This window comes from Vibrio sp. B4-6 (assembly GCF_963888245.1).
Classification (GTDB): Bacteria; Pseudomonadota; Gammaproteobacteria; order Enterobacterales; family Vibrionaceae; genus Vibrio; species Vibrio anguillarum.
Window position 1 is genome coordinate 18,694 of sequence record NZ_CAWPIM010000003.1, and the last position, 15,445, is coordinate 34,138.

At 41.1% G+C, this 15,445-nt stretch carries 15 protein-coding genes and 1 tRNA gene; 4 read left to right on the forward strand and 12 right to left on the reverse strand.

The features are described from left to right. Positions 1-176: 176 nt before the first annotated feature. Both AACV20_RS00890 and AACV20_RS00895 read left to right on the forward strand, forming a co-directional pair. Positions 177-1,340 carry a cytotoxin gene (locus AACV20_RS00890; RefSeq protein WP_170895284.1) on the forward strand — a complete coding sequence of 388 codons (1,164 nt, stop codon included), beginning with the start codon at positions 177-179 and terminating at the stop codon, positions 1,338-1,340. A 482-nt stretch (positions 1,341-1,822) separates the two neighbouring features. Then, positions 1,823-2,197 carry a MotA/TolQ/ExbB proton channel family protein gene (locus tag AACV20_RS00895; protein ID WP_017049554.1) on the forward strand — a complete coding sequence of 125 codons (375 nt, stop codon included), beginning with the start codon at positions 1,823-1,825 and terminating at the stop codon, positions 2,195-2,197. 27 nt (positions 2,198-2,224) lie between these two features. On the opposite strand, the gene AACV20_RS00900 is transcribed toward AACV20_RS00895, so the two are convergent. From AACV20_RS00900 to AACV20_RS00945, 10 genes are all read right to left on the reverse strand, one after another. Beyond that, the gene (locus AACV20_RS00900) at positions 2,225-2,383 is read right to left on the reverse strand and encodes a hypothetical protein (RefSeq protein ID WP_017049555.1); all 159 of its coding nucleotides are present in this window, start codon (positions 2,381-2,383) and stop codon (positions 2,225-2,227) included. Between the two features lie 275 nt (positions 2,384-2,658). After that, positions 2,659-2,814, reverse strand: a complete 156-nt coding sequence (locus AACV20_RS00905; protein ID WP_013867794.1) for a YoaH family protein — start codon at positions 2,812-2,814, stop codon at positions 2,659-2,661. A gap of 45 nt (positions 2,815-2,859) precedes the next feature. Next, a complete protein-coding gene (locus AACV20_RS00910) occupies positions 2,860-4,050 on the reverse strand; it encodes a conjugal transfer protein TraF (protein WP_013867795.1) in 1,191 nt (396 codons plus the stop codon). Positions 4,051-4,110: 60 nt separating this feature from the next. Beyond that, positions 4,111-4,995, reverse strand: a complete 885-nt coding sequence (locus tag AACV20_RS00915; protein ID WP_013867796.1) for a DUF2861 family protein — start codon at positions 4,993-4,995, stop codon at positions 4,111-4,113. Next, positions 4,992-5,651: a response regulator transcription factor VxrB gene (gene vxrB, locus AACV20_RS00920; RefSeq protein WP_013867797.1), complete on the reverse strand. Its 660-nt coding sequence runs from the start codon at positions 5,649-5,651 to the stop codon at positions 4,992-4,994. The genes AACV20_RS00915 and vxrB overlap by 4 nt, the downstream gene beginning before the upstream one ends. Next, the gene (vxrA, locus tag AACV20_RS00925; RefSeq protein ID WP_170907798.1) at positions 5,626-7,080 is read right to left on the reverse strand and encodes a sensor histidine kinase VxrA; all 1,455 of its coding nucleotides are present in this window, start codon (positions 7,078-7,080) and stop codon (positions 5,626-5,628) included. The genes vxrB and vxrA overlap by 26 nt, the downstream gene beginning before the upstream one ends. A gap of 151 nt (positions 7,081-7,231) precedes the next feature. Then, positions 7,232-8,608, reverse strand: a complete 1,377-nt coding sequence (gene pntB, locus AACV20_RS00930) for a Re/Si-specific NAD(P)(+) transhydrogenase subunit beta (protein WP_170907799.1) — start codon at positions 8,606-8,608, stop codon at positions 7,232-7,234. Positions 8,609-8,619: 11 nt separating this feature from the next. Next, a complete protein-coding gene (locus AACV20_RS00935; RefSeq protein ID WP_170907800.1) occupies positions 8,620-10,170 on the reverse strand; it encodes a Re/Si-specific NAD(P)(+) transhydrogenase subunit alpha in 1,551 nt (516 codons plus the stop codon). A gap of 289 nt (positions 10,171-10,459) precedes the next feature. Further along, on the reverse strand, positions 10,460-10,744 hold the full coding sequence (locus AACV20_RS00940) for an HlyU family transcriptional regulator (RefSeq protein ID WP_026028968.1): 285 nt from the start codon (positions 10,742-10,744) through the stop codon (positions 10,460-10,462). 10 nt (positions 10,745-10,754) lie between these two features. Then, positions 10,755-11,123 (reverse strand): late competence development ComFB family protein, encoded by a 369-nt coding sequence (locus AACV20_RS00945; protein WP_013867802.1) that lies wholly within the window; start codon positions 11,121-11,123, stop codon positions 10,755-10,757. A 114-nt stretch (positions 11,124-11,237) separates the two neighbouring features. On the opposite strand from AACV20_RS00945, the gene AACV20_RS00950 reads away from it, so the two are divergent. Then, on the forward strand, positions 11,238-12,602 hold the full coding sequence (locus tag AACV20_RS00950) for a GGDEF domain-containing protein (RefSeq protein WP_017046915.1): 1,365 nt from the start codon (positions 11,238-11,240) through the stop codon (positions 12,600-12,602). A gap of 175 nt (positions 12,603-12,777) precedes the next feature. After that, on the forward strand, positions 12,778-12,990 hold the full coding sequence (locus AACV20_RS00955; RefSeq protein ID WP_013867804.1) for a cold-shock protein: 213 nt from the start codon (positions 12,778-12,780) through the stop codon (positions 12,988-12,990). A gap of 81 nt (positions 12,991-13,071) precedes the next feature. On the opposite strand, the gene AACV20_RS00960 is transcribed toward AACV20_RS00955, so the two are convergent. Together AACV20_RS00960 and AACV20_RS00965 are read right to left on the reverse strand one after the other, a co-directional pair. Further along, positions 13,072-13,146: transfer RNA gene (locus AACV20_RS00960), tRNA-Gly, on the reverse strand. A 163-nt stretch (positions 13,147-13,309) separates the two neighbouring features. Continuing rightward, complete coding sequence (locus AACV20_RS00965) at positions 13,310-15,307, reverse strand: methyl-accepting chemotaxis protein (protein WP_029189957.1); 1,998 nt, start codon at positions 15,305-15,307, stop codon at positions 13,310-13,312. Between the last annotated feature and the right edge of the window lie 138 nt (positions 15,308-15,445).

Consider the following 15,445-nt stretch of genomic DNA (forward strand, 5'->3'; position numbering starts at 1 on the left):
ACTATCAGGCTTAGCGGTGTTTTTTCATTATTCTTTTGTAGCAATACGCAACAAAACAAATAAAGATGATTTTTATGGTGACATCAGTTCCGTTTAACTTAAGCGCATATATTGCGCACATGTTTTCTTTGTAATAGTACTATGCGTATATTCAGATAAAGCGAATGGATTGTGATATGAACTTAGCCGATATTTTTGACCCTTCTAAACCTCATAAGTGTCCCGTGATGCATCCTAACCCGCTAGAGTGTCCTTGTGCGAGTTGTGAGATGGCTAGGGAATCCGCTGCATCAAAGGCAGCATTAGATCGCGCTACTGCTAGCAATTTTGCGCCTACAAGCTCTTTAATGCCAGTAAAGCAAGTTATTAAGGAACCCGTAATAACAAAAGAGAGCCCCGGAGAAAAAATTGAAAGACAGGGTAAAGAACGACTTCAGGAGCGAAAAAAAAGCTGGCAAGAAATTCAAGCTAGTGAGGCTCGATACGCTGAGCATAGAAAGAAGATAGTCGCTGACCGTAAAGTGGAAAAACAAAATAACCATATTTATGTGGGTGAAGAACGAGAGTTTCCTGATGCAATTTTGTCACCTATGCCAGCATCAAGAATGGGAATGAACGATGCGATAGGAAAACGCGTATTGCCATCTGATCTACTTGATTCCAGCTTTGCTAATCAGCCTGTTAGCACTGACGTCGTCGCTCTTCAGATCTCATCACTCAGCCCTGAGACTCAAAAGGAAGTAAGAGAGAGTGGTGAACTTGTTTTTAGTGGCATGCAGTACAAATACACTCATGGAACAGTAGGTACTATCCAAGTCATCGACACATTCTCAGGTGAACAGCCCGATAAAAATACATCAGAGATGGCCTACTGGGTCGCGCAAGGCAAATATCTCAATATACCCAAACACCCCGATCCTCATCGCGACCATTTATATGTTTTCACACCAAACTTTAGCGGTTGCTCTTTTGTTGTGGATGACTGGGGAGATGAAGTAATCAGAGTTTACCATGTGGAAGGTGGCAAAGAAGATAAGCAATACAATGACGTGGAGAACCACGGTAAAGGATTGATTAATTATATGAGTTTTCGTGATTATGGTTTTTACCAAAAAGGTAGCACCACTATTAAGAATATTACAGGCTTTGCTTTTATGCGCTACAACACTCAAATTCGAAATTGGGAAATTCATTATCAGAAGCAAGAGCATGCCCCTTGTATCAGCCAACCTATGACATCAGCTAAATCACTTTTCTCACAAGAAAAACACACGGCAAAAGTTCTGGCGTCGAAGGAGTCTCGCGTGGTGGAAACGGGAACCATTGTAATAAAGCGCTAACTCTGAGGTAATAATGAGTTTTAGCTGTATACGAATGAGCGTCTGAGGGATGTTTTAGGGGGGAAACCTAGCGATTTAACATAATTTCCTGTGGTAATCTTGGTTCAATATTGTGTTTTTCTTTGGGCATTCTTTGTTAGATTTCTTTTATGATAATCACTTGTTATGAACTTTGTTGCTTAGAATGTTATGTCATCATCGTTAATCACGAGTGCTATAGAGCAAATCTATGGTCGTGTGTCCGAGAGAAATGCTGCTAATAAATTGTATAAAGTGCTTGTTCCTGAGCTTCATGAGGCGTTGGAGAGTGGAAAGCCAATTAGCGATCCTCAAGTCCAGCGGTTAATTGCTGCAATCAGTGATCTACCATCAGCAGGTGCTAAACAACGAAACTTTGTAAGGCGTTACATGCAAGATAGAGATTCTATGCTGCGTCTACCACGTAACCCTGACAGTCTTATGTACGGTTTTTGGTGGTAAATATGATTAGTAAATTTATAAAAATTTTATATGTAGTTAGTACTTTTCTTATAATAAATGAAATAGCGTCTCTTGGTGATGTATTGCAATTTATAGATTTGAGTAGCTTTTTAATTGTGGCTATCCCTAGTCTTCTAGCTTGTGCTGTTGGTTGGTTTGAATCTAAAACTGCTGCAATTCATTGCGCTTTTTATTCTTTAATTTTGAGCGGGATCTTGGGTGCGGTTATCGGGCTTATACGAACTTTTTCAGATGCCATGGGTGATAGCGTTATTCTTCAGGCTGGTATAAGTGTTTCTTTACTTCCTATTTTTTACGGCCTCTCTATCGCATTGTTGATTTTACCTTTTTATTTAATGAGCAAATCGACTAAATGAAAGATAAAAGCCCCTTACGGGGCTAATTTATGCCTTTATTTTGCTGATTGCTCGCGCGAATTTAAGCAGCTTAGATAGTGTTTTCACATCGTTGACCGCCTCAATTTCTAACAACGCTATACCGGCTAAAATTTCTTGGGGTGTTACAAGCTGCCCTGTCGGCAATTCCATTCTGTTATAGTGCATTTTGTTTACCCTAACACGATCAGCACTTATTCGAGATGAACGCAGTGACATGTAATAAAATTACACTAGGTCGATTCGTGATATTCGTACAGTTTTTTATCCTACCATATCTTGTTGTTTTTATTGAAAATTATCCTTTTCTGTTCGATCGAATTCGATATGTGCAATGAATTCGTTTCTGGTTTGTAATGATTTAAAGTCGAGATAATAAGGGTATAAAAAGCGTCCACTAGTGAGTGAACGCTCTTATGCAATGGAAATAGTTAGGTTGAGAATTAATTCGTTTTATCTGCAGATTTTTCTGCTCTAATTTGGGATGCAACGATTTTTATGGCTTCTGCGGTACTGATACCTTGAGCCATTAGTTGTTGAATTTTCTCAACAGCTTCTTGCTGTTCTTGGTGAGATAAAGTTGGAATATCATCAAACATTTAAAAAGGCTCCGGTTGATTAGGAGCCTGACTATAGAGATCGAGTTAATAACTAGCAAGGAAATTTATGTAAGCTCCCATCGCATTATCGTTTGTATAGCTAGCTCCAATGTCCAGTTGGAAGAGATTGAGAGGTGAGATCCCTACCCCTGCTGTGATTGTTCCATCAACATTATCGTATGCTAAGTTCTTCTTATATCCTGCTCTTAATTTTAACTGACGCATGATATCGATTTCACCACCTACTCGAATCATCTGTGTATTGTCGTTAAAATTAGTGTAGCGCTCTTCTTCATTAAGATCATAATCCACGCTTAATGTGGCATAGTCTGCAACAATGCCTACGCCTACTGTATAAAGTGGCCTCATTTGGTATGCGTAGCCAATATTGATGTCTCGTGTTTTACCGAATTGGCTCTTAAGACTCTTAGTGTAAGATTGAGTTTGAATGTCTCTCTTGACTAAATTGGTTGCGGAAAATCCAACTCTTAAAGGCCCATAAAACCACAATGCGCCGGCATCAAGGTTGAACATGGTTTCACCTTGGCCATTATCTCGTGCATCTTTGATATCGTAATCGGTTACGCTTGCTGAATATACATAGGTGTAGATGCGTTGAAGTTTAGGTGTTACACCAAAGGCAATATGTTGGCCTAAAAATGTTTGGTACTTGGCTAGCGAGAAACCCACTTCTGTTACCCCAACGGAAACAGCGTTCACTGCGCTGAGCTCTGCGTTTTCGACAGTTTGTAGCTCAGGAGTTAATGATGCAGTATTTTCGCCGCTGTAAATATCAGGAGTGACAAACGTTTCGGTATAGGCTTTGGCGAATAAATTAGCCGCTATAAATTGGTTAGGAATGGCAAAGGCGACAACACCGCCAATTTCGGCTTTTAGTTTATCATTTTGTAAATTATCTAAACTTTTCTGCAGCTGTTCAGTATTTGTGTAATCTTTTTTTTCTATGAAGCTTGAAATGCTGTCTAAATCATCGACCATGTGGTCTTCATCATTATAAGAAATCCCGAAACTCGGAACGATCATACCTACGTCATCGTTACGACGATAAATAGCCACAAGTGCAGGGTTATAAAATGGAGCCGTGAGAAAGTTCGCAGATACAACCCCTACACCACCCATCGCATCCCCTCGTGCCTCTATTGCATAATTGGCTGCGAAGCTGAAAGATGGTGTAAGTACGACTGCAAGTGGGAGTATTTTAATGAAATTTTTCATAATGTTATAAACGTGTCGTTTCCTTTATGTCTATAACGGCACATTGTCTATTATCTTTAATTATTCATCTACTGAAACATCGTAGGTTTTACTGATTACTTGAGATTGCTCAATGATAATCGGCCCTTGCCAACGCTGTTGAGTCATTGATACCGCTAATACATAACGGTCTGCAGCCAAATTAGTGATTTCAAGTTCATTAGGATACTCAGACTCGTATCGTTGACTCCATATTTCAGAGTATTTTCCATCGATATAATCATACAGCGATACATTGAGTTCAGGTAAAGGACAATATGGATTGAGTAGCGCTTTTTTTTCAATTTGCCATTGATCTTTCGAAGCCCAACGTACAATTTGCTTTGCTTTGGGTTCACCAAGCACAATCCATGCGCTCCAAGATTGCTGATCTTTGGCTGTTATATCAAGACGGTATAAACCCATTGTAATTTTACTATTGAGATTATAACGCTTTAAGTAATGTGTCTTTCCAGTGACGCTGTCACTCGAAGTGGTCGTTAATACACTATCGGTTGATAAACTTTTATCGACCCACTGCGCCAGCCTAATATCAGCAAGTGGTTTCTCAGCGTCCACTTCTATATCAACATGAAATGCATCTCTTCCTGGGCTCTGGATCTCTTGCCTATTAATGGTGATTGATTTAAGCCATTCAGGGAGTGGTTTTTTGTCTAAACTTTTACCGCAATCAACGGTTAATGATTGTAATAATAATTCATTGAGATGGCTCTGAATGTTTTTGTTATGTTCAAGCTGCCACACTTCGACAAGTGAGTTAAACATTGCTTCTAAATTATTATTTAAAAGATTCTGATGCGCTTGGGTAAGCGGTGTGATTTGATCAAACCACTCAACATTTTGTGCTTTGGTAGGAATAGTCACAAATGCTATGCCTACCAATAGTAAACGAGATTTCTGCATCACGCTTTCATCTTGTATCCAACACCGCGCAAGGTTTCAATCTCTAAGCCTGGAAGTTTTTGGCGCAATTGCAACACGTGGGTATCTACGGTTCTTGTCGTTGGAAAGTGGTTATAACCCCATACATGATCAAGCAATTCGTCACGCGTAAACACTCTCCCGAGATTGCTTGCTAAAAATAAGAGTAAGTCAAATTCAGTACGCGTTAAGGTAATTGAATCTTCTTTAAAAAAAACTTCTCTTGTGGCTTTATCAATAACAAGATTGGGTGTAACCACTTTCGTGTCATCCTGCCCTTCTGATTCTGGTGAACGAAGCTGGGCTCGAATTCGTGCAAATAATTCAGCCTCGGCAAAAGGCTTGGTTAAGTAATCATTTGCCCCCGCGTCCAATCCAGCCACTTTGTCTTTGACCGTAACAAGTGCGGTTAAAAGAATTACTGGCAACTCTTTTATTTTACGCCATTCTGGCAAATGCTGAACAGAATCGCCATCGGGTAATTGGCGATCGAGGATGACTAAGTCTGCACTGTCCCAATGCTGTTTAACATCTGCAATAGTTTCTGCATGTAAACAGTCATACCCTGCTTGTTCAAGGCTTACTAATAAGCCATCGGCAAGGTTTTTATCATCTTCAACGAGAAGCAATGTCTGTTTCACAGGGGATCTCCAATATAAATGTGGTTGGCGGTCCTGCGAGTGTCATCTTACCACCCATCCGACCTACCATTGATTCTACAATAGTCAAACCTAAACCTAAGCCACTTTTGCTGACGAAAGGTTTACGCAAATTTCTCCAATCTCGATGATTTAACAGACCTTGATCTGTAACTTTGATCGTGATTGAATTTTGTTTAGTTGTTACCTCTAACGTAACTGGAGCAACACCGTATTTTACTGCGTTTCTAATTAAGTTATCGATGCATGTCCCAAGCCAATAAACATTCAGTTTAGCTGCAATATCTTTGTTTATAACAAGATCTATGCTTTCGCGAAACTCTTCTTCCACTTTGTATTGTAACCATTCTTCAACGGAAGGTACCCAGTCTGTTGCAAGCGGCCTGCTCTCTGACTGTAAATAATCCTTACTGGCTTCGGCTAGTTGCCGTAAACGTCTGGAATCTTCGCATAGTCGTCTAAACTCATCGTAAACAGTTGATGGTAACCTTTCAAATTCGCGCCGAAATCCTTCAACGGTTAGCGATAGACTTGCAATGGGTGTTCTGAGCTCGTGAGTAAGAATCTGCAGCACCAACATACGACTTTTCATTTCCTGTCGTTTTGAATTCCAACGATAAAGGGACCAGCCTAATACAAGTATTATGTTAGCTAGGACAAGAATTACCATACTTATCCGTAACACGTTGGAATGATCTTCAACATTCCAACAAATGTTGCCTCTTTGAATAAAACAGGTCGAATTTTCCGAGGCCATGCTATAGCTGAGTCCTGCTTTACTCGCGTTGTCTAACCATACGTCTTCGTTAAAAACGTAATAAATATCCCCTTTTCTCAGCCAAAGATCGTTGTTCTCTACAAACATGGTTGCACCTGATATAAGTGCTAAGATCGTATCTTCATTCATGTTTTGGATGCGGCCAAGCAAAGAATCCATACTTGCTTTGGTGCGCTCTCGTATGTGCATATATTGCTGTAACTCTACAAATTTCTCAGGGTATTTTTTCACATAACGAGCCGCATATGTCCCACCTCCTGGGTGAATCAAAGCGCTTCTCGCAAACCATTTCGACGGTAATGGGGATCCTTTACAGATAGCTCTCGTGAAGACTAATGGCTCTGTTATGAGTGGGCTCAGCGGCAACTTACCTGTACAGCTTTGAGATAATTTGTATAACAACTGTAGATCTTTTAAAGGGTATTCAGCAGTTTGCGGTAACATTGATTCGGGAGTCAATAAGCGAGTTGGATAATCAACCTGCAAAGTACGGATATCATAACTTACATCAGCGGTACTATAATCAAAAAGCGACGTAAAAAGGTCGATGCGTTCTGGCAACGAATCGGCATAGGTTTGAATAGGTATTAGAACTAAAATAGCCCAAAAGTAGGTCTTAATCGCTTTAAACAAGTTTTATTTTCATTAATGGTTTAGATTAAAAACTATATAACATTATTAACTAATAATACATTGTACGTGTTATATCCATGTCAATAATGATTGCTCAAAAACAGAAGAAGCCAGCAAAATGCTGGCTTCTTTATTATCCTAATCGTAGATGCTATAACGCTTTTGAGATGGCGTCTACACTCTCTTTTGCATCACCAAAAAGCATGTAGGTATTATCTTTAAAGAAAAGAGGGTTTTGTACACCCGCGTAGCCAGTATTCATTGAACGCTTGAATACAATGACATTTTGCGCTTTCCATACTTCCAACACTGGCATTCCGGCGATCGGACTGTTCGGATCTTCTAATGCTGCTGGGTTTACTGTGTCATTTGCACCGATCACCAAAACCGTATCCGTTTCAGTAAAATCATCATTTATTTCGTCCATTTCTAACACAATGTCATAAGGCACTTTTGCTTCAGCAAGCAGTACGTTCATATGGCCAGGCAAACGTCCCGCTACTGGATGAATACCAAAGCGAACTTTAATGCCTTGTGCACGTAACTTCTCCGTGATTTCGTGAACAGGATACTGTGCTTGAGCCACTGCCATGCCATACCCTGGAGTGATGATCACTGACTTAGAGTTTTTCAGCATTTCGGCTACTTCTTCAGCGTTTATTTCACGGTGTTCACCGTATTCAACGTCTGCGCTGATAGCCACATTCTGGCCAAAGCCCCCGGCAATCACACTAACAAAAGAGCGGTTCATCGCTTTACACATAATGTAAGAAAGAATGGCACCTGAAGAACCAACCAGTGCTCCGGTTACGATCAACAAATCATTCGCTAACATAAAGCCAGCCGCTGCCGCTGCCCAACCTGAATAGGAGTTAAGCATCGATACCACAACGGGCATGTCTGCACCACCAATCGAAGCCACCAAATGGTAGCCAAACGCGAACGCTATCAGAGTCATAATAATCAATGCAAACATGTTGCCACCATTATTAACAAAGTAAATCATTAATAATGTGGAGACAACAATGGCCGTGAGGTTGAGCTTATGCTTATGGGGGAGATTGAGCGACGACGACGAAATGATTCCACGCAGTTTACCAAAGGCGACGATAGATCCTGTAAAGGTGACGGCACCAATAAATACCCCAATGAACACTTCAACCAAATGAATCACGTGTTCAGCGTGATCGAGTACAATTGGCGCATCGATATAGCTGTTATAACCCACTAATACCGCAGCCATGCCCACAAAACTGTGGAGAATAGCCACAAGTTCGGGCATTTCGGTCATTTCTACTTTTTTAGCATAATGAATACCGATACCGCCCCCAATTACCATCGCCAGCAATACCCAAGCTAAGCCCTGCGCATCTGGACGAAAAATAGTGGCGATGAGTGCGATAGCCATACCCGCTATACCATAGTAGTTACCAGCTCTTGCTGATTCCTGCTTTGATAATCCAGCAAGGCTCATGATGAAGAAGATAGCAGCAATAATATATGCGGCTTGTACTAATCCTGCAGACATATATTACTCCCTTAGTCTTTACGGAACATTTCAAGCATACGTTTGGTGACTGTAAAACCACCAAAGATGTTAATGCTTGCAATTAAAACAGCGATAAACGCGAGGAAAGTGACCACACCACTCCCTTGACCTATCTGCAATAAAGCTCCGACTACAATAATGCCGGAAATTGCATTGGTAACGGACATCAAAGGAGTATGTAAAGCATGAGTAACATTCCAAACGACGTAGTAACCCACAACACACGCTAAAACAAAAACGGTGAAATGGCTTAAGAAAGCCGCAGGTGCGACCGATGCGATCCAAGCAAAAGCGCCAACGGCAGCAACTAAGCCAGTAATTTTTTTCGTCGCAGAAACGGGTTCTTGTTTTTTGGGGTCAGGTCTAGTTGGTGCGGTCTTGACTTGCGGTTGCGCAGAGACTTGGATCGGTGGTGCTGGCCACGTTATTTCGCCTTCTTTCACGACCGTCACACCACGTAAAACAACGTCTTCAAAGTCAATGTTGATGGATCCATCTTTTTCCTTGCATAACAATTTCAGCAAGTTAACGATGTTTGTTGAATATAATTGAGAGGATTGTGTTGGTAAGCGGCCAACCATATCAGTATAACCGACCACTTTCACACCATTGGCGGTTGTAATCACCTGATCGGCAACCGTGTATTCACAGTTCCCTCCGTTTGCAGCTGCAAGATCGACGATCACGCTACCAGCGCTCATACTGTCGACCATCTCTTTGGTGATTAGCTTAGGGGCTGGACGTCCAGGGATCAAAGCCGTCGTGATAATGATGTCGACATCTTTAGCTTGCGCTGCATACAGTTCAGCGGCCTTTTTATTAAAGTCATCAGACATCTCTTTGGCGTAACCATCGCCTGAACCAGCCGTTTCTTGGAAATCGACTTCCAAAAACTCTGCACCCATTGATTGAACTTGTTCTTTTACTTCTGGGCGAACATCAAAAGCTCGTACAATTGCCCCCAAACTTCCTGCGGCACCGATAGCAGCGAGGCCAGCAACGCCAGCTCCGGCAACCAGTACTTTTGCCGGCGGGACTTTGCCCGCTGCGGTAATTTGCCCTGTAAAGAAGCGGCCAAATTCATGTGCAGCTTCAACAACAGCGCGGTAGCCAGCAATGTTAGCCATTGATGACAAAGCGTCTAAAGCTTGTGCTCTGGATATTCTCGGCACTGAGTCCATCGCCAGCACGTTGATTTTTTTACTTGATAACTGTTCCATCAATTCTGGGTTTTGTGCAGGCCAGATAAAACTGATTAGGCTTGCCTCTTCTTTGATCAAAGCAACCTCATCAATCGATTGTTTTTCATCAACAATCGGCGCATTGACCTTCAAGATAATGTCTGAATTCCAAACATCTTGTGTCGAAACAATCGTGGCACCAGCCGCCTCAAAAGCCGCATCATCAAAACTGGCTAAAACCCCAGCTTGAGTTTCAATGGAGACGTCGAAGCCTAGTTTGATTAATTGCGCTACCGAACTCGGTGAAGCTGCAACCCGTGTTTCACCCGTAAGGGTCTCTTTTGGTACACCAATTTGCATAGTTATTCCTTGACTATTGGCACAATGATTATTCTGTTTTTATCTAACCACCAGCATAACTGCAAGCAGTTTGTAATAAAAATACAAAATGCTATTACATATAAGGTTAAGTAATGAGTGATTGTCATAGGTGAAAGACAAAAACACAACGACATCCAAACAAAGCAGAGGTCGAACCACTTATCACAAAGCTCTATAAAAACAGGATATTAGCCATGTATTTTACTCAATGAATAAGGGTATCGACTAATGAGGATATTCATTATGATTTTTATCAAGTTGGACGATGTTAGGAAAAGATTTTCTCGCCCATCTGATCGATGAGCATTTTTGCTTTTTTAAGCATAAGCTCATCAGCGTCGCTTCTACTAGCTACGACATCGGAGCGGATAAAACGGTGAGTACATATTTCACCATTAACATCTTTACTAATTTTACCAGCGACACGATATTGCCCTGATTCAGACATTGCATCTTGGTAAATTAAAAAACCTTTATATTCAATGGGATCTAAAAGCTTCATTTTTGAGTCATTGCCTGACCCTTGATTAAATAAACGAGAAAAAAATCCCACAAGAACTCCTTTAAGACTTGTTTGTTTCAATAATCGGCTTCTCGAACCACTCTAGTTCTAAGTTATCGTCAAAGCGCAATTGGCCTAGAATGATAGGAATATCATCTTCTCTGTGTCTACGTCGATCATTAACGATCATGCTTTCCGCCGATTCAACGGCAACTTGTGCATTCTCTTTAAGTATGACCAATTTTTCTTCAGGTAGCGCAGAGAGAAAATCTATGTCGTATCGAATATAGATCGGTCTCAATTGAGCAAGGGATAAGCAAGCAAGATCGGCAAGCTGCTCATTATCATAGTGATTTACATACTTATCTTCAGCCAATACGCGTCCGACAAGTGTTTCCATGTAATTATGTACATCAACACTGATTTGCATCCTTACACTCCTTCCTCTTCGTACTAATCAAAATATTTAGATAGAACTTAGCAGTAACAACTTAACGTACCTTGGTGATTTTATACAACTTTTAGATGCGTTGTCGTCTAAACTTTGTTCAAGTGCTCGCTTTCATTTAGTAAGTCTAGCAAAAAGCTTGGCAATCTATTAAATAAAAGTATGCTATGGGCCTTATTATCAATTTTAATTTTAAATGCCACAAAGGTCATATTTGTATTATTAATGCCGACAAGTTTTGTATCATCTCATTGGTTTCGATTCTTATTCCCAATAGGGTTGCTAATAGCCATTATGTTGGGGATGGAAAACGTCATTCTGATCACTAGCGCCAATATTGGCTTCGCTAGTAACCTGCCTTATATTCTTTTCACGGTAGCAATCGCATTAGGACACATTTTTAAGCAAGGGCGTTTGGCTATGATCTCGACAGCGATGATGGTGGCCTACGCAATCATCCAGTGGCGCTTACAGATGCCCCTTTCTACGGGAACAACCTTGCTAGAGCTTTCGTTATTAAGTTTGTTATTACCCGTTTTGTGTTTAGTACCTTATGCGTTAGGAAGTAATGCTACTGTATTGAGTAAAACTTATGGCTTATACATCGCTATTTTGCTGCTGTTAATGTTTTGGGCCGTTGTTACTTTGATGTACGTCAGTGATGGCGGATTTGAGAATTTTAGCCAAGTTTTGTTAGTAACTATACCGAAAATATCGAAATTGCCATTTTTGTTGGTGATGTACCTCTTGGCATTAATTGGGGTCTCCGCAATATTTGTGCTCACGCGAAACCAGATCTTAGACACCAGCATTTACGCCAGTATTTTACTTTCCTCCGTCACCTTTATTTTTTTCCACGTGAGTTATATCTCAAGCACACTTTTCTCTCTAGCCGGGGTTTTATTGATCTTATATCTAATTTCGGCGGGCCATAAAATGGCATTTATTGATCGCTTAACGGGTATCCCAGGTCGCCACGCCTTAGATCTTGACATCAAATACTTAGGCAAAAAATATGCGATAGCGATGCTAGATATAGACCATTTTAAGCAGTTCAATGATCACTATGGTCATGACACTGGCGATGATGTGCTTAAGTTGATTGCTAGCCGTTTATTGTTGACTCAAGGAAACGCACGTGTTTATCGCTACGGTGGTGAAGAGTTTACCATCCTATTTAAAGGAAAAAATGCACAGCAAGCTGCAATCTACTTAGATTTGCTTCGCAAAGATATTGAACAGTACCAAATGGTCATTAGGAACGCAGAAGACAGACCAAAAGACGATAAGCTCGGTTCCAAGAAGCGTGAGCAGAAAACACCATCAAATCTTGTCTCTATTACGGTTAGTATTGGCGTTGCTGATAGCTACGCCTCAGAAAAACCTGAAGCAGTGTTAAAAATTGCGGATCAAGCGCTCTATAAAGCTAAACAAAATGGCAGAAATAGAGTTGAAGTATGAACAGTTACCTTGATTTAATGCATCACATTTTGGTATAGAAATCGCAAAATTTGATATTCAACAAGGCGTACATCACATTCACAGAAACTTCATTAGATTGTGCAAAATACTTTGGTTAAGTTATTCATGTTGCAACTGTTTCGCAACGTCAAAACAACATAGCAAGAGTAAGATTATGAGTGAAAAAGTAAACGGAATTGTAAAGTGGTTCAACCAAGATAAAGGTTTTGGCTTTATTACCCCAGATAATGGCAGCAAAGATGTATTTGTACATTTTTCCGCTATTACAGGTGAAGGGCGCCGCAACTTAGTCGATGGCCAAAAGGTGAGTTTTGTGATCACTGATGGTCAAAAAGGGCCACAAGCTGAGAGCGTCAGTCCCGTTTAAATTTTTAAAAAGAACGACTCTAATCCACTCTTTCTAGGGTGGATTTTTTGTTTCTAGTAGACTGGATAAATACGAGAATATTGGAGCGGGCAGCGGGAATCGAACCCGCATCATCAGCTTGGAAGGCTGAGGTAATAGCCATTATACGATGCCCGCGCACCGAATTGACGCTCTCACTATGCCACAGTTAGCAAAAAAGAAAACCCATTTTTTATCAAAACCCGTTCAAGCGAACAGTAAATAAACAAAGTAAATTCAATTGGTTGAGATTTGTGTGCTTTTGGTTGTTTTTAACTCAATTGAATATCTACTCTTGCGTTTAGATTTTGAACTTTTCCATTTCTTGATTGAGTACAGTGACATTATCTTTTACTTGCGCTGACGTTTGGTTTGAGATTTGGCTAATACTTGCCACACTTTCCACCGAATTGACAACTTCTTGCATGAATTGAGTCATTTGGTGTGTTGATTGTTGTTGCAGATCGGCCGCCGAGGATAACTGGTGCATTTCCTTATCTAAGGCCGTTATTTTTCCTTGTACGTCCATCATTTTGTTGAAGGCGTGGATGGTCTGCGCCGCACCTTCATTGGCAAGGTTCTGACTCATGTTAATTTCATTGACCACAGCCGCAGTCGCTGACTGTATGGCGTTTATAATAGTGTTAATTTCTGTGGTTGATTGAGTGGTTCGAGTCGCCAGCAACCTAACTTCATCCGCTACCACAGCAAAGCCTCGTCCATATTCTCCGGCTCTTGCGGCCTCAATCGCCGCATTTAAGGCCAGAAGGTTAGTTTGTTCCGCTAATCCCTCTATTACTTCGGTCACACGCCCAATCGATTCGCTTTCTCGACTAAGATCGAGCACCAATTGCGTTGCCTTTTGTATGGTTTGATCAAGCTTATCAATACTTTTTCTATTTTGTTCTAGCGCCGAGGCTCCCTCTTTGAGCTCATTTTGTGATAACAAAAGAGATTGCGTAGATTGTTCAGCTTTTTCTGCGGTCGCCATAGAATACTGCGCCACATCGCTCAAACGTACTGTAACCTGCTCAATACTTGCTCGCTGCTGCTGTACTTGCTGCCGAGTGTTTGAGTTATAGTTCAGAAGCTCATCCATGTTTTGACTGACCTGTTGCGCTTTGGTACTGACTCCCTGAACGATCGTTCGCAGTGAGTTGTTCATATTGTTTATCGCGGCGGTAAGCTGAGAGAGCTCGTCGCTACCTTCACACAAAAGTGCTGGTTGAGAGACATCTCCTGCCGCAATGATTTCGGCTCTCTTTCCGATTCGACTCACTCTGCGGCCGATATTCTTACCTAAGTAATTGGAAAGCAAAACAGCAACTGAAACAGTCACGGCAATCATGATAAATAACACGTTAATCACATTACTAATGCTACGACTCATCCTTTCACCACTTTGCTCTGCTTTTGATTGTTGAGTGGCGATAACATCTTCAAGACGGTTAGTCATTTTATCTACGGCAGGCATAAGTTGTGTGGCCATTTTTTGGTTGACGCCGTTCCATTGCTCAGATTGGCGTATTGCAATCACCTGCTGTGCGAGTGGGAAATAAAGCTGCTGCATCTCATTAAATAATGACCACAGACTCTGTTCATCATCGGATAGCAAAGAGGACTTTTCCACAATTTCAGCAACAGATTGGTTGTGAGAGTTAATTAGGTCTTGATATTTTTCGAGATGTTCAGGCTTCGCATACAGTAAGAAATCTCGCAACGATGCCAGTGCATTAGCTAACGAATTATAGCTGTCAGCATACAATTTAAAGAGACGTTTCCGCTCCCCTCCTTCTTTGTTAGTCGACTCGTCGTTAATCAGCCCTTGTAACTGGTCAAGGGCAACTTCTGCTATGGGGGCGGCCTCGTTAATGAATAATGTGTGGGCAGGTAAATTATCCTCACTTTGGCTCAGTAATACGATGCCTTGGATATGCGCTTTGATTGCTGCCCATTCGCTTATGATCGCGGTGTATTGCTCACTGAGAATCAGCGTTTCTAACACCGGTACCGTTTTGTCCATCTGTCCAATAATAGTTTCAAGTTTTGTCAGTTGCGTTGCACCCACTGCACTTTGAGAACCCACCAATAAATAGGCGCGTAACGTTGAAATAACCTCTTGCATCGACTGCTGAATATTTCGGCTAGTATTCACGGTTGGCAGATCCGTTTGCAGCAATGAATTGGTGTGAGTTTCGACTTGCGTAATACTGCGATAGGTAAAAAAGGTCGAAATGATAAGAAGCACCACCAGCAATAAAAAACTTAATTGCAACTTCCCTGATATCGAGAGTTTCATCCTTTGACTCCTCAAAATTTTCTTCGTTTAACTATAGCGGGTTCAATGGGTTTATTAAATGCGTATAGCCAATGCGAGTCTACCGTATACTCGTCTTATAACCCTAAATTGAGCATTGTGCGTTCAGTTGTGGAGTTT

Excerpts from the sequence above, each read along its gene's own strand:
- AACV20_RS00935 (WP_170907800.1), bottom strand. The coding sequence starts at position 10,170 with ATGCAAATTGGTGTACCAAAAGAGACCCTTACGGGTGAAACACGGGTT.
- AACV20_RS00900 (WP_017049555.1), bottom strand. The coding sequence starts at position 2,383 with ATGCACTATAACAGAATGGAATTGCCGACAGGGCAGCTTGTAACACCC.
- AACV20_RS00945 (WP_013867802.1), bottom strand. The coding sequence starts at position 11,123 with ATGCAAATCAGTGTTGATGTACATAATTACATGGAAACACTTGTCGGA.
- AACV20_RS00890 (WP_170895284.1), top strand. The coding sequence starts at position 177 with ATGAACTTAGCCGATATTTTTGACCCTTCTAAACCTCATAAGTGTCCC.
- AACV20_RS00905 (WP_013867794.1), bottom strand. The coding sequence starts at position 2,814 with ATGTTTGATGATATTCCAACTTTATCTCACCAAGAACAGCAAGAAGCT.
- AACV20_RS00910 (WP_013867795.1), bottom strand. The coding sequence starts at position 4,050 with ATGAAAAATTTCATTAAAATACTCCCACTTGCAGTCGTACTTACACCA.
- pntB (WP_170907799.1), bottom strand. The coding sequence starts at position 8,608 with ATGTCTGCAGGATTAGTACAAGCCGCATATATTATTGCTGCTATCTTC.
- AACV20_RS00955 (WP_013867804.1), top strand. The coding sequence starts at position 12,778 with ATGAGTGAAAAAGTAAACGGAATTGTAAAGTGGTTCAACCAAGATAAA.
- AACV20_RS00895 (WP_017049554.1), top strand. The coding sequence starts at position 1,823 with ATGATTAGTAAATTTATAAAAATTTTATATGTAGTTAGTACTTTTCTT.
- AACV20_RS00965 (WP_029189957.1), bottom strand. The coding sequence starts at position 15,307 with ATGAAACTCTCGATATCAGGGAAGTTGCAATTAAGTTTTTTATTGCTG.